Annotated in this window: 20 protein-coding genes and 1 riboswitch; of the genes, 4 read left to right on the top strand and 16 right to left on the bottom strand. The window is 35.2% G+C overall.

Annotation, left to right across the window (positions count from 1 at the left end):
* Nucleotides 1–6: 6 nt before the first annotated feature.
* Nucleotides 7–984 carry a LacI family DNA-binding transcriptional regulator gene (locus tag ACZDYH_RS21345; protein WP_000181975.1) on the bottom strand — a complete coding sequence of 326 codons (978 nt, stop codon included), beginning with the start codon at nucleotides 982–984 and terminating at the stop codon, nucleotides 7–9.
* 97 nt (nucleotides 985–1,081) lie between these two features.
* Between ACZDYH_RS21345 and ACZDYH_RS21350 the strand changes: the two genes are divergently transcribed.
* Nucleotides 1,082–1,708: a YczE/YyaS/YitT family protein gene (locus ACZDYH_RS21350; protein ID WP_434713200.1), complete on the top strand. Its 627-nt coding sequence runs from the start codon at nucleotides 1,082–1,084 to the stop codon at nucleotides 1,706–1,708.
* 30 nt (nucleotides 1,709–1,738) lie between these two features.
* On the opposite strand, the gene ACZDYH_RS21355 is transcribed toward ACZDYH_RS21350, so the two are convergent.
* The 3 genes from ACZDYH_RS21355 to ACZDYH_RS21365 all read right to left on the bottom strand — a co-directional run bounded on the left by ACZDYH_RS21355 (nucleotide 1,739) and on the right by ACZDYH_RS21365 (nucleotide 5,363).
* Nucleotides 1,739–3,034 carry a homoserine dehydrogenase gene (locus ACZDYH_RS21355; RefSeq protein ID WP_434713202.1) on the bottom strand — a complete coding sequence of 432 codons (1,296 nt, stop codon included), beginning with the start codon at nucleotides 3,032–3,034 and terminating at the stop codon, nucleotides 1,739–1,741.
* Between the two features lie 141 nt (nucleotides 3,035–3,175).
* Nucleotides 3,176–4,081: a homoserine O-acetyltransferase MetA gene (gene metA / locus ACZDYH_RS21360; protein WP_001121540.1), complete on the bottom strand. Its 906-nt coding sequence runs from the start codon at nucleotides 4,079–4,081 to the stop codon at nucleotides 3,176–3,178.
* On the bottom strand, nucleotides 4,065–5,363 hold the full coding sequence (locus tag ACZDYH_RS21365) for a bifunctional O-acetylhomoserine aminocarboxypropyltransferase/cysteine synthase (protein ID WP_000504780.1): 1,299 nt from the start codon (nucleotides 5,361–5,363) through the stop codon (nucleotides 4,065–4,067). Before ACZDYH_RS21365 ends, metA begins: the two co-directional genes overlap by 17 nt.
* 91 nt (nucleotides 5,364–5,454) lie before the next feature.
* A riboswitch (SAM riboswitch) is annotated at nucleotides 5,455–5,559 on the bottom strand.
* A gap of 321 nt (nucleotides 5,560–5,880) precedes the next feature.
* Between ACZDYH_RS21365 and ACZDYH_RS21370 the strand changes: the two genes are divergently transcribed.
* Nucleotides 5,881–7,110, top strand: a complete 1,230-nt coding sequence (locus ACZDYH_RS21370; RefSeq protein ID WP_434713204.1) for a chloride channel protein — start codon at nucleotides 5,881–5,883, stop codon at nucleotides 7,108–7,110.
* Between the two features lie 45 nt (nucleotides 7,111–7,155).
* Here ACZDYH_RS21370 and ACZDYH_RS21375 read toward each other — a convergent pair whose 3' ends face one another.
* Complete coding sequence (locus ACZDYH_RS21375; protein WP_000760196.1) at nucleotides 7,156–7,851, bottom strand: YjjG family noncanonical pyrimidine nucleotidase; 696 nt, start codon at nucleotides 7,849–7,851, stop codon at nucleotides 7,156–7,158.
* Nucleotides 7,852–7,958: 107 nt separating this feature from the next.
* On the opposite strand from ACZDYH_RS21375, the gene ACZDYH_RS21380 reads away from it, so the two are divergent.
* Nucleotides 7,959–8,630 carry a transcriptional regulator YeiL gene (locus ACZDYH_RS21380; RefSeq protein ID WP_400856262.1) on the top strand — a complete coding sequence of 224 codons (672 nt, stop codon included), beginning with the start codon at nucleotides 7,959–7,961 and terminating at the stop codon, nucleotides 8,628–8,630.
* 62 nt (nucleotides 8,631–8,692) lie between these two features.
* Here the strand turns inward: ACZDYH_RS21380 and ACZDYH_RS21385 are convergent, their stop codons facing one another.
* The 3 genes from ACZDYH_RS21385 to ACZDYH_RS21395 all read right to left on the bottom strand — a co-directional run bounded on the left by ACZDYH_RS21385 (nucleotide 8,693) and on the right by ACZDYH_RS21395 (nucleotide 11,750).
* Nucleotides 8,693–9,319, bottom strand: coding sequence for an FMN-dependent NADH-azoreductase (locus tag ACZDYH_RS21385; protein ID WP_000246744.1), 627 nt, complete (start codon nucleotides 9,317–9,319; stop codon nucleotides 8,693–8,695).
* A gap of 191 nt (nucleotides 9,320–9,510) precedes the next feature.
* On the bottom strand, nucleotides 9,511–10,158 hold the full coding sequence (locus ACZDYH_RS21390) for a response regulator (RefSeq protein WP_000695799.1): 648 nt from the start codon (nucleotides 10,156–10,158) through the stop codon (nucleotides 9,511–9,513).
* A 20-nt stretch (nucleotides 10,159–10,178) separates the two neighbouring features.
* A complete protein-coding gene (locus tag ACZDYH_RS21395; RefSeq protein WP_025687491.1) occupies nucleotides 10,179–11,750 on the bottom strand; it encodes a GAF domain-containing sensor histidine kinase in 1,572 nt (523 codons plus the stop codon).
* A 134-nt stretch (nucleotides 11,751–11,884) separates the two neighbouring features.
* On the opposite strand from ACZDYH_RS21395, the gene pdxK reads away from it, so the two are divergent.
* Nucleotides 11,885–12,709 carry a pyridoxine/pyridoxal/pyridoxamine kinase gene (gene pdxK / locus ACZDYH_RS21400; protein ID WP_000174252.1) on the top strand — a complete coding sequence of 275 codons (825 nt, stop codon included), beginning with the start codon at nucleotides 11,885–11,887 and terminating at the stop codon, nucleotides 12,707–12,709.
* A gap of 86 nt (nucleotides 12,710–12,795) precedes the next feature.
* On the opposite strand, the gene ACZDYH_RS21405 is transcribed toward pdxK, so the two are convergent.
* The 8 genes from ACZDYH_RS21405 to ACZDYH_RS21440 all read right to left on the bottom strand — a co-directional run bounded on the left by ACZDYH_RS21405 (nucleotide 12,796) and on the right by ACZDYH_RS21440 (nucleotide 22,182).
* Nucleotides 12,796–13,854 (bottom strand): GGDEF domain-containing protein, encoded by a 1,059-nt coding sequence (locus tag ACZDYH_RS21405; protein ID WP_434713208.1) that lies wholly within the window; start codon nucleotides 13,852–13,854, stop codon nucleotides 12,796–12,798.
* A 145-nt stretch (nucleotides 13,855–13,999) separates the two neighbouring features.
* A complete protein-coding gene (locus ACZDYH_RS21410) occupies nucleotides 14,000–14,203 on the bottom strand; it encodes a YbdD/YjiX family protein (protein ID WP_000914505.1) in 204 nt (67 codons plus the stop codon).
* Nucleotides 14,196–16,271, bottom strand: a complete 2,076-nt coding sequence (gene cstA / locus ACZDYH_RS21415; RefSeq protein ID WP_000854311.1) for a carbon starvation protein CstA — start codon at nucleotides 16,269–16,271, stop codon at nucleotides 14,196–14,198. The genes ACZDYH_RS21410 and cstA overlap by 8 nt, the downstream gene beginning before the upstream one ends.
* Before the next feature lie 122 nt (nucleotides 16,272–16,393).
* The gene (locus ACZDYH_RS21420) at nucleotides 16,394–17,110 is read right to left on the bottom strand and encodes a LytR/AlgR family response regulator transcription factor (RefSeq protein WP_000698256.1); all 717 of its coding nucleotides are present in this window, start codon (nucleotides 17,108–17,110) and stop codon (nucleotides 16,394–16,396) included.
* 218 nt (nucleotides 17,111–17,328) lie between these two features.
* Nucleotides 17,329–18,528, bottom strand: coding sequence for an MFS transporter (locus ACZDYH_RS21425; RefSeq protein ID WP_434713212.1), 1,200 nt, complete (start codon nucleotides 18,526–18,528; stop codon nucleotides 17,329–17,331).
* Between the two features lie 214 nt (nucleotides 18,529–18,742).
* A complete protein-coding gene (locus tag ACZDYH_RS21430) occupies nucleotides 18,743–19,483 on the bottom strand; it encodes a WecB/TagA/CpsF family glycosyltransferase (RefSeq protein WP_000290745.1) in 741 nt (246 codons plus the stop codon).
* 21 nt (nucleotides 19,484–19,504) lie between these two features.
* Complete coding sequence (locus ACZDYH_RS21435; RefSeq protein WP_120459822.1) at nucleotides 19,505–20,614, bottom strand: glycosyltransferase family 4 protein; 1,110 nt, start codon at nucleotides 20,612–20,614, stop codon at nucleotides 19,505–19,507.
* Nucleotides 20,615–20,709: 95 nt separating this feature from the next.
* On the bottom strand, nucleotides 20,710–22,182 hold the full coding sequence (locus ACZDYH_RS21440) for an O-antigen ligase family protein (protein WP_000880755.1): 1,473 nt from the start codon (nucleotides 22,180–22,182) through the stop codon (nucleotides 20,710–20,712).
* Nucleotides 22,183–22,524 lie beyond the last annotated feature (342 nt).

Here is a 22,524-nt window from a genome sequence, read left to right on the forward strand (position 1 = left end):
TCTCAATTATGTCGTTTCTCTATCTATTAACTCTGGTAATAACTCTATATGCTTCACATCTAATTTCTCTTCATTAATCTTTTCATATAATAATTCAAACGCTTTTACTCCAACGTTTTTACTAGAATGCGAAATCGTCGTTATACCCAATATATCTGCCACCTCTTGATCATCACACCCGATAATCGTAATATCCTCTGGAATACGAATTCCTTGTTTTTTTGCTTCTGTAACCATCCCCGCTGCAATATGGTTACAAGATACAAGGAACGCTGTCGGTTTTACTGACATATGAGCCCATTCTCTAATTACATTGCGTCCATCTTCCACTGTAAAACAACCTTCAAATTTCCAGGTCTCTAACGGTGTTACGATACTCTGTTGAAGCGAATCTTCATACGCCTTCTTTCGTCTTTGGCTATTAACACTATTACTTCTTCCAATACAATATCCAATACGTGTATGACCGGCATCTATTAAGCTTTTCATCCCACGTGAAAATACTTTGTAGTAATCGATATGTACACTTGAAATGCATTTTGAATCTATTTCTTCACACATAACAATCGGGCCGAATTTCGTATATTCTTCAAGCTTCTCCTTACTATTTGTCCGAGAACAAATAATAACCCCATCAAGCTTTTTCATTTTTAACATATTCAAAATTTCTAGTTCTCTTTCTTCACTATAATTCGTCTGGCAAAGCATCATATTATAATTATTCTTTGCTGTCTCTTTTGATATCCCCTCGATAATAGCGCTATAATATTGATCATTTACGTGTGGCAATAAAACGCCAATTACATTCGTTTTTCCTTTCACTAAATGAATTGCATTCACGTTTTGCGTGTAATTTAATTCTTCTATAATCGCTAAAATTTCTTTTCGTTTCTGTTCATTTACGTACGGATGATTATTTAGTACACGTGAAACAGTTGAAACAGATACTCCAGCAAGTTCAGCAATCTTTCTTATATTTGTCATCTCATTTTCCCCTTTTCACAAAAATTCTCCCTTGACCTGGTAAGCTTTCCACAATATATCCTTTCCTAGCAAATACATTTAGAAAGGATATACAACTATGCTTCGATTCAAATTAGAATATATATTTTTCATTGGCGGTTTACTCATTCTTGCCATCGGTATTAATATGATGACGACAATTACTTTCTTTGGACTTAGCCCTTATGATTCCTTCTTTATTGCACTATATCAAAATTTTGGGATAAGTATTGGTTTTTGGATTTTCATGATTAACTTTGCCTTTACACTTATCGTACTCTTTTGGAATAAAAAACAAATTACAATTGGTACAATTGTAACGATGGTTCTTATTTCTCTTTTTGTTGATTGGATTGGTTCCATTACAACTATTATGGACGCTATCCGCTCTCTTCCAAAATATATAACACTTATTTGCGGAAATCTATTCGTTGGAGCTGGAATTGGTCTTTACGTCTCTACAAACCTTTGTGCAGCGCCTCAAGAAGCTTTCGTTTTAACGGTTGCCGAGAAGAAAAAATGGACGTTTAGAAGAACAGAGATTTCATTAGCCTTTTTATTTTTAACGTTAAGCTTTTTATTAGACGGACCTATCTATTTTGGAACAATCATCTTATCCTTTACAACAGGCTGGATTATCCAAGCATTTATTCAAGTTGGTACGCAGATTTTAAATAGAAAAGAGCCTATTAAGCAAGCTGCTTAATAGGCTCTTTCTGTTTTATGGTAAGAGATACTACTTAGCATCCCCTTCAATTCGATAGCTCGCTTTCAAACAATCTATTTCTTCATACCCTTGCAACGTATGTAGAATATAATCATAATCAGCAAGAGACGCACGATGCGTTACAATTACAATTTCAGCCTTTCCTTTCTCTTCAAGCGGCATTTGAATAATTTTCTCAAAGCTAACTCCGCGCTCAGAGAACAATGAAGTAATTTTTGCAAATACACCAATTTCGTCTTTTACATGCAGTCTTAAAAACTTTTTCACGACAATTTCGTCTGGCTCTTTTAATACTTTTTGATATTGTGGGACTACAGCACTATTTCCTGTTACCCCTAATCTAATATTTTGCATTACAGCAACTAAATCCGAAACAACAGCTGTAGCTGTCGGTAAACTTCCTGCGCCTGGTCCATAAAACATCGTTTCCCCAACTGCTTCACCGTACACATACACAGCGTTATATTCATTTTGTACTGCTGCAAGAGGATGTGTATTTGGAAGTAAAGTTGGTTCAACTGTAACCTCCAATTTTTCACCATCTCGTTTTGCAAGACCGATTAATTTAATTGTATAACCTAAGCTCTTACTGTATTCAATATCTTCCTCTGTAATAGAGGTAATACCTTTTACTTTCACATCTCCAAGCTCTACATTTGTAGAGAAACCGAGGGTAGCTAAAATCGTCATTTTTCTTGCTGCATCTAAACCTTCTACATCTGATGTTGGATCTGCTTCTGCAAATCCAAGTTGTTGGGCTTCTTTTAACACGTCGTTATATGCTCTCCCTTCGTCTGACATTTTCGTCAAAATAAAATTTGTTGTTCCATTTACAATTCCCATTACTTTCGTAATAAGATCTGAAGAAAGTCCTTCTACGATACTGCGTAAAATTGGAATTCCCCCTGCCACACTCGCCTCATAGAATAAATCAGCCTTATTATCTTTTGCTGTCGCTAATAATTCAGCTCCATGTAATGCCATTAAGTCTTTATTTGCAGTTACAACATGCTTTCCGCTTTTTAAAGCTTGTAAAATATATGATTTTGCATCATCAATGCCACCCATCACTTCAATAACAACATCAATATTTGGATTATCTAAAATTTCATTTGCATCTTGTGTTAATAGAGTAGAAGGTACCTCTACCTCTCTCTCTTTCTCAATGTTTTGCACTAATACTTTCGTTACCTTCACTGGACAACCTACTTGGTGTATGAGTCGTTCTTGATGATCCGTAATAATACGAACCACACCACTGCCAACTGTCCCAAGACCTAATAACCCAACTTGAATTTCTTTCATAGTACTGTCCACCCCTCAAAAATTGTGTTTAGATGAAATTATATGAGTAAAAAATCTGAAAAACAATGTATTTTGAACATTCGGAAAAATAAAGGTTAATCTTTACAAGGAAAACGTTGCCACGTGTTACACAATCTTTCTTTACAATATATAAGGGGTTTCTTGATACACGTAATAATTCAACCAATTAGAAAACAATAAATTACCATGACTCCTCCACCTAACAAGCGGCTTTTCATCTGGATTATTATGTTTAAAATAGTTTTTTGGCACATCAATATTTAATCCCTTGTCACGATCTCGTTCGTATTCTTGTTTTAACGTCTCACAACTATATTCGCTATGTCCAAGGGCAAACACTTGCCTTCCTTCTGGCCCAATAACAAGGTGAACACCTGCTTCTTCAGAGTTTGCTAACAATGTTAATTCTTTCACTCCTCTAATATCATTCTCTCGTACTTCTGTATGACGAGAATGCGGAGCAAAAAACAATTCATCAAATCCTTGTAATAATTTCACATGTTGCTCGCAAACTTCATGTTCAAATACACCGAACACTTTTTCCTTAAGGGGATACTTTGGAACACCATAATGATAGTACAAGCCAGCCTGTGCCCCCCAGCAAATATGGAGCGTAGATGTTACATTCGTTTTTGAATACTCCATAATATGTTTAAGCTCTTCCCAATAATCTACCTCTTCAAAAGCAAGGGTCTCCACTGGCGCTCCTGTAATAATGAGCCCATCAAACTTTTCATTTTCAATATCACGAAACGTTTTATAAAAGCTTGTTAAATGTTCTTGCGTTACATTACGCGATAGATGTGATTCCATATGAAGCAAATGAACATCTAATTGTAACGGTGTGTTTCCAATTAAGCGAAGTAATTGCGCCTCTGTATCTTGTTTCGTTGGCATTAAATTTAATATAGCAATTTTTAAAGCACGTATATCTTGTGTTTCTGCCCGCTCCTTCGTCATTACAAAAATATTTTCTTTTTGCAACACTTTGCGAGCCGGTAAATCTTTATCAATTATGATCGGCATGTGTTTTGCCTCCAACTAGAGCTGCTTCCAAATCTGCAATAATATCAGAAACATCTTCTATACCAACCGATAAACGAATTAAATCAGATGTAACACCCGCTAAACGCTGATCTTCAGCATTTAATTGTCTATGCGTCGTACTAGCAGGATGTATAACGCAAGTTCGTGCATCAGCTACGTGCGTTACAAGAGTTGCTAGTTTTACATTTGCGATAAATTCTTTTGCTGCTTCTAATCCGCCTTTAATACCGAAAGTTAAAACACCACTAGCACCTTTTTTCAAGTACTGTTGTGCTAATGAGTAATTTTCATTACTATCTAAGCCTGGATAATTCACCCATTCAATACGTTCATGATTAGCAAGCCACTTAGCAACTGCAAGAGCATTTTCACTATGACGTTCCATTCGTAAATGCAATGTTTCTAAGCCAATATTGCTAATATATGCATTGAATGGGCTCATACAATTTCCATAATCTCTTAATAGCTGAACACGTGCTTTCACAATATACGCTGCTGCACCAAAGTTTTGAACGTAACTTACACCGTGATAACTTGGATCTGGTTCAACAAGTTCAGGATACTTTCCATTTGTCCAATCAAAGTTTCCACCGTCAATTACAATACCGCCTAAGGAGCTCGCATGCCCATCGATATACTTCGTCGTAGAATGAACAATAATATTTGCCCCATGTTCAAACGCCTGGCATAAATAAGGAGTTGCTAATGTATTATCAACGATAAAAGGTACCTCTAATTCTTTAGCGGCTGCTGAAAATTCTTTAAAATTTAAAACATTCATCGCTGGATTTCCTAACGATTCTGCATAGATAAGTTTCGTCTTGTCATTAGCAAGCGCCGTGATTTCATCTGCCGTTAAATTTGGATTAAAGAACGTAACATCAATGCCAAGCTTACGTAAACTCACCCCAAATAAATTAAACGTTCCCCCGTAAACAGTTGAAGAGCAAAGTAAATGGTCTCCACTACTACAAATATTTAAAACTGCGAGCATAATAGCTGCTTGCCCAGAAGCCGTTGCAACAGCTCCTACACCGCCTTCTAAATCTGATAACTTCTGCTCAAATGCTGCTAGAGTAGGGTTTCCAATACGTGTATAAATATATCCTTCTGCCTCTAAGTTAAATAGAGCTGCTAAATCATCCGAAGTATCGTATTTATACGTTGTGCTTTGATAAAGTGGTAAAACACGTGGTTCACCATTCTTTGGCGTATAGCCACCTTGCACACAAATTGTTCCTTTTCCCCATGATTCTCCCATCTCTCATTCTCCTTTTTTTATACAAAATAAAAAACTGCCCCTTTCCTGAAAACAAGAAAGGAGCAGTTTGAAAACACGCTCTAAAGGCTCTTTCTTATCTCTCAGGATTACTACCTGCAGGATTTGGCACAATTCCGTTATACGGCTGTTGCCAAGGTTTCATCGGGCCTGTCCCTCCACCTTTTCTTGATAAGACTATGCAATTACCGTTGATTTTATAGCAATAATTTCCTAATGTCAAACAGTTTTTCTGAATGTTCTAAAATAAATGTTAACAGTTTCATATAAAGCAACAAAAGAAATATATTCTAGTCTATTTCAAAAAAGACCTTTAAAAACCTCAAATCAGTCTATAAAATTAAATAAGTAATTTAACCTATAAATTCAAATTCCCCAAAAGTTAGCCTATATGTTGAATAGGCCATCTTCTCAAAAAGATACTATATATATTCAATCCATTTTTCACTAGTATATTTCACTTTTTTCCCTACTAAGATTTACATAACGGAGGTATAACATGACAAATAAAAAAGATATGCAGTACATACTTGCTCTATATGGCATTCTTCTAGGATCTATAGTAGGAGCTACAGTCTGGTTATTTTTAGTCACAATAAATATTGGAATCCACTTTATTTGGGGATACTTGCCTGAAGTTCTCTCTTTTCCCTCTTATTACACCCTTTGCGTAACAATAATTGGCGGGGTCCTTGTTGGTCTATCACAAAAACATTTCGGTACATACCCACGCCTTATGCCTGAAGTAATGGCTGAATATAAAAAAACTGGTCGAATCGAATATCGCTTTGTCCATCGGGCTACTTTAACAGCGATTATTGTTTTAATTTTCGGTGCTAGTCTTGGTCCAGAAGCCGCACTAGTTGGAATTATAGGCGGACTGTGCACATGGGTAGGGGATCGCTTTAAATTTGCCTTAAAGGGTATGAATGAGCTAACCGAGATCGGAATTGGCGCTACTTTAAGTGTCATTTTTAACGCACCATTATTCGGTTATTTAGCACCAAATGAAAATGAGGGGGAACAAATTGCTGCTTTTTCTAAAGGAAAAAAAGCGATTGTATACTTAGCTACTACTTTCGCAGGTTTTTCTGTTTATTTACTACTGAGTAAACTTGATAATCGTGGATCCTTTATTGTTGATTTCGGGGAAGGTGCACTTTCTTTCAATGAATGGATTGCATTTCTTCCACTTGCTAGTATCGGCGCTATAGTTGGTTTCTTTTATTTCAAGTTAGAATTCACATTAGAAAAGTTCATTCACCCTTTTAGAGAATACAAGCTGACACTCGGAATTATCGGTGGCATTTTATTAGGAATTGCAGGAACTTTTCTTCCGTACACATTATTTTCAGGGGAACATCAATTAAAAGAGTTAGTTGTTGAATGGAGCCATTTATCTTTTTGGATACTACTTCTTTCAGGGATTTTAAAGTTGTGTATTACTGCCGTTTGTTTGAACACAGGGTGGCGGGGTGGACATATATTCCCAATTATATTTTCCGGATCAAGTATTGGATACGCTATAGCATCTATTCTTCCTATAGATCCAGTAGCATCCGTTGCTATCGTAACGACAGCAATTTCGAGCTATGCGTTACGAAAGCCAATAGCTATTACATTGCTATTACTTATGTTTTTCCCGCTTAATTTACTATTGCCAATGCTTGGTGCAGCTGCTATCGGGAATGCCTTTCCACTCCCAAAACATAACGAAAATACAAATTAACAAAAATAGACAGTGTAGACGAAAGCTCCACTGTCTATTTTTTTATTACACATGCTGCTTTAATAACGCTTCTAACTCCTCAAAATTATGCACTTCATATGTCGGTATAATCCCACTATCATTTAACTTCCTTTCTGGATTAAACCAACAAGTATCAATTCCCGCTACATATCCACCTTTAATATCCGCGCTTAATGAATCCCCAATAATCAGCCCTTCTTCAGGTGCAAAGTTAGGAATCCGTTCAAAAACATAATCAAAATACTCTTTCATCGGCTTTTGAAAACCTGTATCTTCCGAAACAAAAACATCTTTAAACAATGAATGTAACCCTGCATTACGCAAACGTTTATCTTGCGTCTTAGAAACACCATTTGTCACTATATACAACTCATACTCCCCTTGAATTTGATTTATAAATTCAAATGCACCTTGCATGAGTTGATTTCCTTCTTCTAAGTAGTTACGATAATTATTTTCGAATAATATTCCATTTACTTCTTCTCCATACTCTTTAAACAACAGAGAGAATCGTGTATTTACAACTTCATTGCGTGATAGTTCACCTTTTTCAAAAGCATCCCAAAGACCTTTATTTATTTTTTTATAACGAGCCTCTATCTCATCTGTTAAAGGGATTCCCTTCTCTTCAAAAAGTACCCGTAAAGCCACTTTTTCAGCCTTTTGGAAGTCTAGTAATGTATCATCTACATCAAATAACAATGTTTTATATTTTTTCATAAATTCATCACACTCTCTTTTCTACAAAAACAAATTTACATAAATCGTATCATTCCTTCTTGTAAAGATAATAGGAGATATCTCATACTATACATAGGGGTGAAAATATGAAAATCAGCAAAAATGAGGAAGAAATTTATCAATACATGCGAATCCATCAATTCCATACCCTATTTTCATTTCATGTCTTGCCATATGTAGAGCTGCATTCTTTTCAAACGAAAGAGATGATATGTAGTGAAGGAAATGCTCTTCCTTATCTCTATTACTTAATTTCTGGGAGAGCTAAAATATATATGAGTCATAAAAACGGGAAGGTTTCATTAATTAATTTTATTCAAGCACCATCTTTTATCGGAGAATTAGGATTAATAGGAGTAGAACATATTACTAAGTCCGTTGAAGTACTAGAAGATTGTGTGTGTTTGGCACTTCCTCTTAAAGATTGTCAGCAACTTTTATTACAAGATGCAACGTTTTTACAGCACTTATGTAAATTTATTGGAGAAAAGACAATTACTCGCACTGAAAATTACGCAAAAAACTATAGTTATCCTTTTGAAAATCGATTAGCTGCTTTTATTTTATTAACAGAGCAAAATAATTGTTATATAGAAAAGCATACTGAGGCCTCGGAATATTTAAATATCAGCTACCGTCATCTTTTATATGTATTAAATCAGTTTTGCCAACAAAATTATTTAAGAAAAGAAGGCCGAACATATTATATACAAGATCGAAATACATTAGAAAAGCTTGCTGATGAACTAAAAATATAAAAAAGCAGAATTAACGTTTACATGTTAATTCTGCTTTTTTCGAGTGACGATTATAATTTTAATTAAAATTTACTTGCTACTTTAGCTGCTTCTTCAAGACCTGCAGCGATGATTTCTTCTGCTTTATCTGGGAATTGGTTATGCCCTTCAATAACTACTGTTTCCATGTTTGTTGCGCCGAAGAAGCCCATCATACTTGCTACATATTTAACAGCCATTTCTACCTCAGCTGCTGGACCTTCTGAATATACGCCGCCTCTTGCATTTAATAATGCAATCTTCTTATCTCCAATTAGGCCAACTGGACCCTCTGGCGTATATTTAAACGTTTTACCAGCACGGTTTAAATAATCAATATATGTGTGCAATACTGCTGGAATCGTTAAGTTCCATAATGGGAAGCCGAAAACAACTTTATCAGCTTCTAGGAATTGATTTAAATACTTATCAGCAACTGCTACTGCTTTTGCTTCTTCTTCTGTTAAATCAAATCCTTTACCTACCTTGAATGTACCATTGATCATGTCTACGCCTACGTATGGTAATTCTTCTTTATATAAATCAAGTTCTACTACTGTATCATTTGGGTGTGCTTCTTTATAGTTTACTAAAAATGCCTCATATAATTTTACACTAACTGCTTGTTCCGCTGGACGGTTATTTGCTTTAACGAATAAAACTGTTGCCATTATTTATTCCTCCTAGTACTCACTCTTATGTTGTTATATGCTTTCAAAAAAGGTATCCCTTGTAATTGTTGTTTTGTTGCTTACAAACATATTTTATCTTTATATAAAGACAATTTCGTCCTCACATAGACGTATTTTTCCATAAAAAAAGTCCACCTTCTAAAGGCGAACTTGGTCTTACGACTTTCGTCTTATACAATTCCATTTTTAACTGCATATAATGCCGCTTGCGTACGATCAGATAAATTCAACTTACTCAAAATGCTACTTACATGCGCCTTAACCGTCTTTTCTGTAATAACTAAAACAGATGCAATTTCCTTATTGCTCATCCCTTTCGCTAATAGCTGCAATACTTCATTTTCTCTCGCTGTTAGCACATCCACTTGAATAGAAGGTTCTTCTTCCTTTTCTTCTACAGGTAATGTTTGAGAGAGAAGAGCATTTGCTATATCCGGATGTAATTGAATATTACCTTTATATGCGCTTCGAATAGCCTCAACAAGCTGATCTGGTTCTACATCTTTTAAAATATACCCACTTGCTCCAGCCCTTAATGCAGGTAACACATGCGCCTGATCAGAAAAGCTAGTTAATACAATTACTTTCACATTTGGATACTCTTTTTTTATATATGCCGTCGCCTCAACACCATCCATTTCAGGCATATATAAATCCATTAATATAACATCGGGATTTGTTTCTCCTACTTTCACTAACGCTTCTTTCCCATTATTCGCTTCTCCAACTAACTCTAAATCTTCCTGTGTACTTAAGAAAAATGCTAATCCTTTTAAAACGACTGTATGATCATCAACTAACAATACTTTTATTTTCACAAACTTCCCTCATTTTCACATCATAATGGTACATTTACTTTTACGCTCGTTCGTTTATTACTACTTACAATTTTAATTGTTCCACCAACTAATTCTACTCTTTCACGCATCGTAGTCATACCTAGTGATTTCTTTTCTTTTATATTCTTTTCCACAAAGCCCTTTCCTTGATCAACTATTTCTAATGATACATTTTTCTCATTCACTGTAAAATAAATCGTCGCTTCTTTTACACCTGCATGCTTACTTACATTGTTCAGTGCTTCTTGGCCTATGCGCCACAAAGCTTCTTCTACTACACGAGGTAAATCACGAACACCCGTAACTTGCTCCCTAATTTTCAGTCCCAAATTTTCACCGTACTGCTTTAGAGCTGGCAATAATCCTTTTTCTAATCCTGCCGGACGAAGCTGCCAAATTAATGTCCTCATTTCTTTCAAAGCTCCTTGCGCAAGTTCACGCATCTCATGCAAAGATTGATCTACCTTTTCATTTTTACCTTTTAAAACTGCCTCGGCGCCTTTTGTCATGAAGGTTAATGAAAATAATTTTTGCGAAACAGAATCATGTAAATCTCTTGCTAACCGATTTCTTTCTTCCATTCGTACAAGTTCACGGCGCTGCTCGTTTAACCTCAAATTCTCTATTATTAACGAAACATGGTTCGATAATGCTTGAATTACATCTATTGTATTAGCATCAAACTCTCCATTATTCAAACTAACACATAAAACACCAAATATATGGTTTTGAATATGTATTGGTGTAGCAATAACAGCTCGATTTAGATGTACATTATGTCCTATTTGATGTTTTATTAGAACTGGTTCATCTTGTTCTAACGCCTTCTTGGCCGCCTCTTTTACATCCTCTTGTAACTCTTCCTGAACGTAAGACGCTCGCAGAGATAATTCTTTTTCCTCCCTAATAAAAAGCGCTACTTGATTCCATTGAAATACTTCACCTACGTGATTTACCACCTTTTCAGGTAGTACATTAAACTTATGAATCATTTTTAAATCTTGAATGAAACGCTCTAATTTCACATAATAATGTGCTCTTCTCTTTTCATTTTCATATAATTTTGTTCGCTTTAAAGCCGTACCAATTTGGAAGGCAACCGATTGGAGTAATACTAATTCTTCTTCTGAAAAATGTGTTTTACCCGGACTTGCAACATTTAACACCCCAAATTTTTCTCCCCCAGCTTTTAAAGGAACCGTAGCATGATGAAGAATGCCCTCCGTATCCCCCCAATTATATTCAATTGCATTATTAATTCTTTTACATTCAATAATATTAACGGCTCTCTCTAATTTTCCATCTACAAAACCTCGTAAACACCAACATTCACCTTCGCACATCGGGCGTTTATTTTTATATGTAAGTGCCTCTGGTAATTGATAATCAATTAACTTCGTATACTTCCCATTTTCATCCGCAAGAAAAATCCATCCTGTCGTTAAACCTGTTACACTTAGCAATTTCTCGAGGACAGCTTGCAATACATGATATGTATCATTTGATGTATTTAATGTTTCTGCAATTTCCTTTAATATAACTAATTCATTCGTACGATTATCTCGAAACATACTCATTCTCCTGCATACAAGATTTTAAATAGCTCTTAAAATAAATCATCTACTTTTCACTTTGTACTTATTCGTAACATTGATATAATGGTGAAAACATAGTTTTCATTATATCACTCGAGGGGGCTTTCATAATGACATTAAATAAAGCACTTACTATCGCTGGTTCTGACACAAGTGGCGGTGCTGGTATACAAGCAGATTTAAAAACATTCCAAGAACTGGGCGTATACGGAATGACATCTCTTACAACAATCGTAACGATGGATCCACATAACGGTTGGGCACATAACGTATTTCCAATCCCAGCTTCTACATTAAAACCACAATTAGAAACAACAATTGAAGGTGTTGGCGTAGACGCTTTAAAAACAGGTATGCTTGGATCAGTAGAAATTATTGAAATGGTTGCAGAAACAATCGAAAAGCACAATTTCAAAAATGTAGTAGTTGACCCTGTTATGGTATGTAAAGGTGCAGATGAAGCATTACACCCTGAAACGAACGATTGCTTACGTGACGTTCTTGTGCCAAAGGCATTAGTTGTAACGCCAAACTTATTTGAAGCTTACCAATTAAGCGGTGTGAAAATTAATTCTCTTGAGGACATGAAAGAAGCAGCGAAGAAAATCCACGCTTTAGGTGCCAAATACGTACTAATTAAAGGCGGAAGCAAACTTGGTACGGAAACTGCAATCGACGTCCTATATGATGGAGAAACATTCGATCTTTTAGAATCAGAAAAAATTGATACTACAAATACACACGGCGCAGGTTGCACATATTCTGCTGCAATTACAGCAGAACTTGCAAAAGGAAAACCTGTGAAAGAAGCAGTAAAAACTGCTAAAGAATTCATCACAGCTGCTATTCGTTACTCATTCAAAATTAACGAATACGTAGGTCCAACTCACCATGGTGCATATCGTAAATTCGTTGTATCAAAAGAACTTGTCTAATATATAAATAAAAAACACTCACAAAGTTCATACATTGCCTCTGTGAGTGTTTTTTATAAGCTTTATGTCTTCTGGTCATCTTATCTTTAAGATACAGAGCTGACCTTATTTCTACCATTTCGTTTCGAGTAGTATAACGCATCATCCGCCGCTTGAATAAATTGCTCCGGTGATTCTTCATATTCCGAAACCCCCACCGAAACAGTAATTTTTATTTTCGTTTCATCTAACAATTGAAATGAGTGACTTTCAACAGCTGTACGAATTTGCTCTCCCGTAAGAATTCCGTAAGCTAATCCCTTATTCGGTATCAAAAGCGCAAACTCCTCTCCACCCTTTCGAAAAGCCAAATCTGGAAATTGTGAAGTTTCTCGTAAAATACATCCTACTTGTTTTAGCACTTCGTCCCCTGCAGGATGCCCGTACGTATCATTTACATACTTAAAGTGGTCAATATCTATAAGTAGTAAACAAAACGAATCATTTTTCATGTTCTTATTACTAATATGACGATTCATCTCTAAATCAAACTGTCTTACGTTTCCTAAACCTGTCAATGCATCTATCGTTGCGTATTGTTTCATCTTTTGAAATAACTCATTGGATTGTAAAACATAATTTGCACTTATGAATGTTATGTAACCTGTAATAATACTAGAAATTAAATATAATCCCACTATGTGGATCTCTTTAATTAACCATATATATAACGCTGGGATTAGAATAGATAAAATATATGTGTGTAACCATACCCACTTTCCCCCTAAAGAAAGCTTCATGCGCGAAATAAAGATACTCCCTATTCCTATCGCAATGATTGTATAAAAAGCCACTTGAGAAGCTAATGAATAATCCATAAACAACAGCCTAGTTACTAAAATCATAATAATTGTTATGGTACTCGCTATCGGTCCTCCAATAATAACAGCTAGAATAACAGCTAAGTAGCGTAAATCCAATAGAATGGTACCAACACGAACACTGAAATACATTAATACTATACCTAGTATCCCAGTAAAAATGCCTACTACACATTTCTGTCCAAAAGAGAATCCTTCTTTTAACGGCTTATCCCTTAAAAGCTGACCTCCAATAAAAATAAAGGAAAGAATAATTGTTGTATTTACAAATAAGTCCTTTAACATAAAATAATCTCCCTACTTTTCCATCTATCCCCTTCCTCACCTTATTGTATACGAAATACCTTTAATTCCCAAATATTTTGTTTATTTTTGCTGTTCCACGTGAAACAGCAAAAAAATAAAAAGGGCGAAAACTCGCCCTTTTTCATTAACAACAGCGTGATATTTTTCCACCCTTTGCATTAAATCTTGCTTCTTGTGCCTCAGCAAAAAATTGCTTTTGACATAAAACCTCTTCTTCAGGATGATGCTTTTTCATATGCTCCACATATACTTCATAACTTGGTACCCCAACGAGCAAACTAATAAAGCGTTTTCTTTCCCTCCATACTTGCCACAGCTTTTTAAGCATAGTTCCTCGACTCACTTTCATCTCTCGGAATATATGGTGCCTCCTTTAACGGCATTGGCTTATTTCTTAATACTTGTATCCAAATTCGAAGTGCTGAAATTAACACAGCGATTACAACTATCATAAAAATCCCACAAAGCGCTGCATCAATATAATCATTGAAAATAATTTGCTTCATTTGAGCGACATTTTTAGCTGGCGCTAACACTTTTCCCTCATCTAATGCTCCCTGAAATACCTTTGCATGCGATAGAAATCCAATTTTAGGATTTTCATGAAATAGCTTTTGATATCCCGCCGTCATCGTTACAATCAGCAACCCGACAGTTGGAATAAGTGTTACCCAAACGTACGCCTTTTTTCCCATTTTGAACAAAATTGTCGTTCCAAGTAATAATGCAATACCTGCTAGCATTTGATTTGCAATACCGAAAAGTGGCCATAATGTATTAATTCCACCGAGCGGATCTATTACCCCTTGGTATAAGAAATATCCCCACCCTAATACACATAATGTTGTAGCGATTACATTCGCTAATGTAGAATCCGTTTTCCCAAATGGCTTATATACATGCCCTAAAATATCTTGAATCATAAATCGGCCGACACGCGTTCCGGCATCAATTGTTGTTAAAATGAATAGAGCTTCAAAGAGAATCGCAAAATGATACCAAAATGCCATCATGGCCGTTCCACCTATTACTTGTGAGAAAATATATGCCATACCTATCGCTAATGTTGGCGCACCACCTGTACGTGATAAAATTGTTTGCTCTCCAACATTTACAGCGAGATCTTTTAGTTCATTTGGTGTAATAGCAAATCCCCATGAGGAAATAACTTGAGCTGCCTGCGAAACATCTGTACCGATAAGTGCTGCGGGACTATTAATTGCAAAATACGTTCCCGGTGTTAATACACAAGCCGCAATCATCGCCATCGCTGCTACAAACGACTCCATTAACATTGCTCCATAACCGATTGGCTGTGCGTGTCCCTCTTGCTCGATCATCTTCGGCGTCGTACCTGATGAAACGAGAGCATGGAATCCAGACACTGCACCACAAGCAATAGTAATAAATAAGAACGGGAATAAGTTTCCAGAAAACACAGGACCAGTTCCATCAATAAATTTCGAAACTGCTGGCATTTGTAAATCTGGTGCTACAATTAAGATACCGATTGCTAACCCTACAATTGTTCCGACTTTTAAAAATGTACTTAAATAATCACGTGGTGCTAAAAGCATCCAAACTGGTAATGCCGATGCGATAAATCCATATACAATAAGCATAATAGCAATTGTTTCACCACTAAATGTGAACATACTTGCAAGTGTTGGATTTTCTGCTACATACTGTCCTCCAACAAGAGATAAAATAAGTAGGATAATACCGATTACTGATCCTTCTCCAACACGACCAGGCCTAATATAGCGCATATAAACTCCCATTAAAATAGCGATAGGAATCGTTGCTGCTATCGTAAACATTCCCCAAGGACTTCCGATTAGTGCCTTTACTACGACCAACGCTAATACTGCTAATAAAATAATCATAATTCCTAAAATACCTATCATTGCAATTAGTCCTGTAACAGGTCCAATCTCATCTTTAATCATTTCTCCTAACGATTTACCATTACGTCTCATTGAAGCAAATAAAATAACAAAATCTTGGACAGCCCCCGCAACAACTACCCCAACAATAATCCAAATGGTCCCTGGTAAATACCCCATTTGTGCCGCTAAAATCGGTCCTACTAAAGGTCCCGCTCCAGCAATCGCTGCAAAGTGATGTCCAAACAATACCCACTTATTTGTTGGAACATAGTCTTTCCCATCATTTAATGTATGGGCTGGTGTTTGCCGATTATCATCTAAATTAAAAACCTTTCTCGCTATAAATCTACTATAAAAGCGATAAGCAACTGCATATACACATACGGCAGCTACTAAGAGCCATACAGCATTAATGGTTTCACCTTGTGATAAAGCTATTACCCCAAAAGCACCTGCTCCTACTGCTGTAATAACGCCCCAAAGTAAGATCGATTTCAATGTCTTCACATACAATTCCCCCAATACTATTTCTTAGTGGAGATTGTACTAAATTTTCTGAATATTTAACTTGAATCCTCCCTATCATGAAGGATTTTCAGTTTATCATGTTAAAATACTCTCATTATCTACTATAATTCAATGTTATTTCGAAGGCGTTTTACATAATTACGACTGACTGGAATCGGTTGCTCATCATACCTATCTAAATACAAATTATACGTGCCATTATAATAAGGTTTCAGTTCTTTTACATATGACATATTAATTAAATAGCTTTTATGTACACGTAAAAAATCATATGCATTTAGCTTATTTTCTAATTCCTGAAGTGTATATGTTGAAATATACTGATTATTCGTTGTGTAAATTGAAACAGTTTTATTTTCTTTATTTTTACTTACATATACGATATCTTCTGGAAGAATATATCGTATGCCCTCTTGACTTTCTATCGGTAGTTTTCGCAAATAACTCTTTGCTTTCTCACCTTGTTCTTTACCTATTTTATATAAAAGAAATTGTAAATCTTCTTCACGAAATGGTCGCAATAAATAATAAAATGCTTGGAAACGAAAAGCTGTAATAGATTCTTCTATGTTTTCACCTACAAAAATAAATTTTGTATAGCAATTTATTTCTCGTAATAAACTTGCATATTCAAAACCAGTACCATCTAGTAATTTGGAACTTAAAAAAACAAAGTCTGGTATATGTTTTTTCATCATAAATAAAGATTCTGTTCCTGTCTTTGCTTCAAAACATTCTACATTTCTCATATTTTCAGTGAAATTTTCAGCTAACTCTCTTCTCTCTTCTGCCTCTTCCATAATCAGTAAAATTTTCATTTCTTCAACCACCTAATTCTTTGTCCATATGTCCTGTTGTATACATTCGCTTTTATAAGAAATAATCCCTTTTTCTTACTATACCATTATTTATCTAAAAAAACAGAAAAAAGGAAACCACTTCGGTTTCCTCTCCCCCTTTATCCCGTACTAACTGCCTATAAAGAGCCGAGTAGTGTAGGATGATAAACGATCCAGGATACGTTTAAATTTTCACTTTATACTAATTCTCGTTGCTTCGTTTCCTGTCCAAGTATTATTACAGCGAATACACCAATTAAAATTGATCCACAGAAAATCGTAAATATTAATGATAGTGAAGCTTCTGAGGCAACTAAATATCCCACTAATAGTGGCCCAAGAATACCACCAATACGACCAAATGCTGCTGCCATTCCTGCACCTGTACCACGAATAACCGTTGGATACTGCTCAGGTGTATAGGCGTATAATGCTCCCCAAGCACCTAAGTTAAAGAAGGATAGTAACATACCTGCCACGATTAATACTGTTAATGAATCCGCAACCCCAAACAAATAAGCACTGCAAGCTGTCCCGATTAAATACGTAACCAAAACAAATTTACGACCGAGACGTTCAATAAACCAAGCAGCTGTGAAATATCCTGGAAGTTGAGCTAATGTCATAATAAGTACGTATTGGAAACTTTTTATTAAACTAAATCCTTTTAGCACCATTACACTCGGTAACCAAAGGAACATTCCATAATAGGAAAAAACAACACAAAACCATAGAATCCATAGCATAATTGTTGCTTTACGATATTCCCCAGACCAAACTGATTTTATATTTTCAATAACAGATGGCCTTTTTTCAACTTTTTGGAACCTTGGGGAATCCGGTAAATTCCATCTTAAATATAAAGCATATAATGCTGGAACTGCACTCAATACCATCGCAACTCCCCAACCATATTTAGGAATAACAAAATACGAGATAAGAGCTGCAATTAGCCATCCACCTGCCCAAAAACTTTCTAATAAAACAACAATTTTCCCACGCTCATGCGCTTCAACACTCTCTGATACTAGTGTAGAGGCAACCGGAAGCTCTCCGCCAAGCCCCATACCAATTAAAAAGCGTAAAACGAGAAACATCGCAAGTGTTGTTGTTAATGCAGTTAAACCACTACCGATAGAAAATAATAATAATGTAATAATAAAGACTGATTTTCGCCCTATTTTATCTGATAGTATCCCAAAAATAAGCGCTCCTACTGCCATACCGATTGAGTTAATACTGCCTATCCAGCCCATTTCTTGCGTACTTAATCCCCAATCCTTTTGCAAGGCTACCATTACAAATGAAAGCATTCCAACATCCATTGCATCAAATAGCCATCCAAGCCCAGCTATACCAAGTAGTTTGCGCTTCGAAATTTCTTTTACCTTGCCCACTAGAAGTCCTCCTCACACAGGTGTCTTTACACATAATTTTACACGTGTGAATTGTATAAGTAAAATACTTTTGTGTAAAAAATTCTCCTTCATCATTCCCAAAAAGTAAAACGTCTATCCCGATTGGTGAGAGCTAATAATCAGTGGGGATGCCTCACTGATTAAAGTTTCAATTTATTAAAAATGAACAAATAAAAAAAGCAGCGATATTTCGCTACTTTTTCGAACGCATTACTTCTTTTAAAAATTCCGCTAATACTAACTGACGACGCCAGCGTGTTGGATTACTGCATAATCTATAAAACCACTCTAAATGAATCGCTTGAATCCATTTTGGTGCACGTTTTACCTCTCCAGCCCATACGTCTAAACTTCCACCCACTCCAACAGCCATTTTCGTTTCTAAACGATGCTTATTGTTTTGGATAAAGTTCTCTTGTCTCGGGAAACCAAGTGCAACAAGTAATAAATCTGGTTTTGCTTCTTGAATGCGAGAAATAATATTCTCTTCGTCTTCTTGTTTAAAATAACCATCTTGTATACCGGCGATGGATACAGCTGAATATGTCTTTGTTAAATGATCTGCTGCAGCTTGTACAACATGCGGCTTTGCACCTAATAAGAAAACAGATACCGGCTTACTATCTTCTGATAACTTCGCAAGTAAATTACACATTAAATCAAAACCTGCTACACGTTCTTTTAAAGGTGTACCAAGCATCCCGCTTGCCTTTACAACCCCAATACCATCAGGTGTAATTAAATCTGTATTCAATAATGTTTGATAGAACTTTTCATCCTTTTTTGCGCACATAACAATTTCAGGGTTTGCTGTTACTACCTGAAACGTATGAATTCGCTCCGCTTCTAGTTGTTCTTTTAAATATTGGACCGTTTCATCCATTGTCATTGTAGAAAAAGGAACGCCTAGAATATCAACTGTTTGTACTGCCATAGTTAACTATCCTCTCTATCATTACAAGTTTTTCGCTATTAATTGCTTATATGTTTCCTTTGTATCTTCATATAGTTTTTGAAGTGAGAAGTTCATAGTAGCATGCTCATAAATATGTTTACCCATTGCTGCTAACTCTCCAGTTTTCCACTTATCATACGCTTCTTCTAAAGCTAATGCTAATGTCTTTCCATCACCTGTTGGCACAATCCATCCGTAAGTTTCATCTACGATTAATGGTTCAATTTCTCCAGCCCTAGTCACAATTGATGGTACGCGTTGATTTGCCGCTTCTAATAAAACTAGTGGGAACCCTTCACTATGGGAAGTTAATAAATTTACATGTGACGACGCAAATAATTGTTTTACATCTTGACGATGTCCTAAAAACTCTACTTTATCGTTAATCCCTTTTTCAGTAGCTAATGACTTTAGATTTTCTTCTAATGGGCCATCGCCAACTAATAATACTTTAATTTTCTCTAATTTTGTTTGTTGTAACGCATCGAATAAAACTTCATGTCCTTTGACAGGATGTAATCGTGCTACTTGGATTGCCGTAAATACATCTTCATCAATATTGAACATTTCTTTTTTATTATAGCCTTCTGCTTTTTCCTTATCGTATTCAATTCCATTATAAATAACATGCATCTTTTCATTTGAAATACCTAATGCTGCCAGGCTTTTTTTCAATCTATTTGTTACAACGAAAAATAAGTCTATATTTTTTAAGGCTTTCAAATTTAATTTCGTAAAAATCCAACCTTTTAAGCCCTGTTTAGTAAAGTCTTGAAATGGATCACTATGAATAGTCGTTACCCATTTTGCCTTTATTCTCTTTTTCATTAAAGAAACATAGAAATTAGCCCTAGGGCCATGTGTATGAACTACATCAAATTTTTCTTTATTAATAAATTCACTTATATTCTTTAAAATGGATAAATCATAGCGCGATTTTTGTGAAAACACATGGACTTTTATCCCTAACTCCCTTGCTTCCTTCGCAACAATTCCATCTTCAAATACTGCTAATTCTACTTCACCAGTTGGAAACTGATCGAGAAGTGAAATAATATGTGTTTTCCCTCCCCCATCTTCTGCTCCTGCATTCATATGCAATATTCTCATATTTTTTCCTCCTTTAAATCCTCGCTACGTTTCCATCTATTTTTATTTTACTGTACTAAAAAATAAAAGCTAACAAAAGTTAGCTTTTATTTTTATCATTCAATTTCTAGGTCTACTATTAGATAAGCTAACACCACTACAAAGTAAATCCCAACTCCTGGTGCTGTTAAAATATGTCCTGCAATATAAGCAATACCTAACGCTAACAATAAGCTTGCTGAAATCATTCCATATTTTATATTGAATATGTCCTTAAATCTCGTAGCAAATGCTAGTAAAATTCTTAGCCCGTAATAAATAAATGGAATCATTAGTAATACAAAGCCAATAATCCCGAAATCATAAAACCAATCATGGAAGTCCATTTCAATTAGTTTTGGATCTGGCTGCTTTTGTTCATTGTATTTAAAGTTACCTGCATAACCCATTCCTAATAACTTTTGTGACATTGGCGCTTCTTTAAAGAACTGCTTATGTCTTTCTTCATATACTTGACGTCCACTGAAAATAAGATTTTCTTGATTTTCTTTCTTTTGCTCTTTCTCAAGCTCTTTCTTAACTTCCTCTTCTATCTTCGCCTTTTCTTCTGGCTTTTCAACTTTATGATGATTTTCTTCTTTTGCTTTAAGTTCTTGCTCTTTTTTCAGCTTCTCTTTAATTTCTTTTTCTTTTTGACCTTGCTGTGCCACATTTTGCTCTGATAAATAATTATTGTGAATACCCATATTTTGTGCTAATGGTGTTTGTTTAAACGTCCCAACTACACCAGCTAATAGGACCATAGCAATTACTGCATTAAGCGCAAGGGATTTTTTGTTCGGATTTTTTCTATCAAATAATAATTGTAGTACAATGATTCCGATTGCTGCCCCTAACGTAGCACCAATTGAGCCCATTCCAACTTTTGTACCGACTTGAATTAGCGAATAAATCATTAAAAGTGATGGAATCCAATATAAAATGTGTTTCCAGCTCTTTGTTTTTTGAATAGAATATAGTACCACAATAGGGAAAATAATAGCTAAGATTGAACCTAGTTCATTCCCTGCATAGAACCAACCTCGAGAACCAACCTTCATCCATTCATAACTACCAAAGTCAGTAGATGTTGAAATAGAAATAACCATAATTGCGTTAATGATTAATGTAGAATATACAATACTATTTCGAACCTTATCACTAATATTAACTGTCTTTTTCAATGATTTTAAAGCTAAAATGTATGATCCCAGCATGATATATATATATAATGCTTTCGCAACAAATTTAACCTCTTCACCAAGTACAATAGGATTTTTAACTAGTTTGTTATTAATAAACCCTATCCCTAAAACTCCGGCTAATAATATAAGATAAATTAAAAACTTTCTATTTTCCTTCTCTTTTGCCTGAATTAAAATGTAAATACCACCAACAGCCATAATAAGGAATCTTACTAAAATTCCAACGGTAGCATTTGACTTTAATAAAGTGATGCTAAGAGACGTTAATAAATCTAAAACAGGCTGTAAAATAATAAAAAAGAGCAAAAAATGCTCAAATCTAACCCTAGCTTGATTTGCTAACATTCCAAGACCTCCATACAAAATCTTAACATTATCTTTTAATCATAATTTTTTATCATTCAAACACACCTAGCAATTATAACATAACTCATATTCAAATCGAGAACTATTTTTCCAGCTAAAACTAGCCAGGACAAGTATTAATAAGTAATAGAAATCATCGTCCTTTAGCTATACTCCCCTATTTTTACAAAATCTATCTAACAACCATCCCCTTATTTTTGTCAGTATATACATATTTTTTTATCATTTTATACAAATATAAACATCCCACCTCTAATTATAATATTTTACCAAATGAACAACATCAAAAAATGTAAAATTAATCTTTTCATATCTTTTTCA

This window comes from Bacillus sp. EB V-12 (genome assembly GCF_056158125.1).

Coding starts and splice junctions, on each gene's coding strand:
- ACZDYH_RS21345 (WP_000181975.1), bottom strand. CDS start 984: ATGACAAATATAAGAAAGATTGCTGAACTTGCTGGAGTATCTGTTTCA.
- ACZDYH_RS21350 (WP_434713200.1), top strand. CDS start 1,082: ATGCTTCGATTCAAATTAGAATATATATTTTTCATTGGCGGTTTACTC.
- ACZDYH_RS21355 (WP_434713202.1), bottom strand. CDS start 3,034: ATGAAAGAAATTCAAGTTGGGTTATTAGGTCTTGGGACAGTTGGCAGT.
- metA (WP_001121540.1), bottom strand. CDS start 4,081: ATGCCGATCATAATTGATAAAGATTTACCGGCTCGCAAAGTGTTGCAA.
- ACZDYH_RS21365 (WP_000504780.1), bottom strand. CDS start 5,363: ATGGGAGAATCATGGGGAAAAGGAACAATTTGTGTGCAAGGTGGCTAT.
- ACZDYH_RS21370 (WP_434713204.1), top strand. CDS start 5,881: ATGACAAATAAAAAAGATATGCAGTACATACTTGCTCTATATGGCATT.
- ACZDYH_RS21375 (WP_000760196.1), bottom strand. CDS start 7,851: ATGAAAAAATATAAAACATTGTTATTTGATGTAGATGATACATTACTA.
- ACZDYH_RS21380 (WP_400856262.1), top strand. CDS start 7,959: ATGAAAATCAGCAAAAATGAGGAAGAAATTTATCAATACATGCGAATC.
- ACZDYH_RS21385 (WP_000246744.1), bottom strand. CDS start 9,319: ATGGCAACAGTTTTATTCGTTAAAGCAAATAACCGTCCAGCGGAACAA.
- ACZDYH_RS21395 (WP_025687491.1), bottom strand. CDS start 11,750: ATGTTTCGAGATAATCGTACGAATGAATTAGTTATATTAAAGGAAATT.
- pdxK (WP_000174252.1), top strand. CDS start 11,885: ATGACATTAAATAAAGCACTTACTATCGCTGGTTCTGACACAAGTGGC.
- ACZDYH_RS21405 (WP_434713208.1), bottom strand. CDS start 13,854: ATGTTAAAGGACTTATTTGTAAATACAACAATTATTCTTTCCTTTATT.
- ACZDYH_RS21410 (WP_000914505.1), bottom strand. CDS start 14,203: ATGCTTAAAAAGCTGTGGCAAGTATGGAGGGAAAGAAAACGCTTTATT.
- ACZDYH_RS21420 (WP_000698256.1), bottom strand. CDS start 17,110: ATGAAAATTTTACTGATTATGGAAGAGGCAGAAGAGAGAAGAGAGTTA.
- ACZDYH_RS21430 (WP_000290745.1), bottom strand. CDS start 19,483: ATGGCAGTACAAACAGTTGATATTCTAGGCGTTCCTTTTTCTACAATG.
- ACZDYH_RS21435 (WP_120459822.1), bottom strand. CDS start 20,614: ATGAGAATATTGCATATGAATGCAGGAGCAGAAGATGGGGGAGGGAAA.
- ACZDYH_RS21440 (WP_000880755.1), bottom strand. CDS start 22,182: ATGTTAGCAAATCAAGCTAGGGTTAGATTTGAGCATTTTTTGCTCTTT.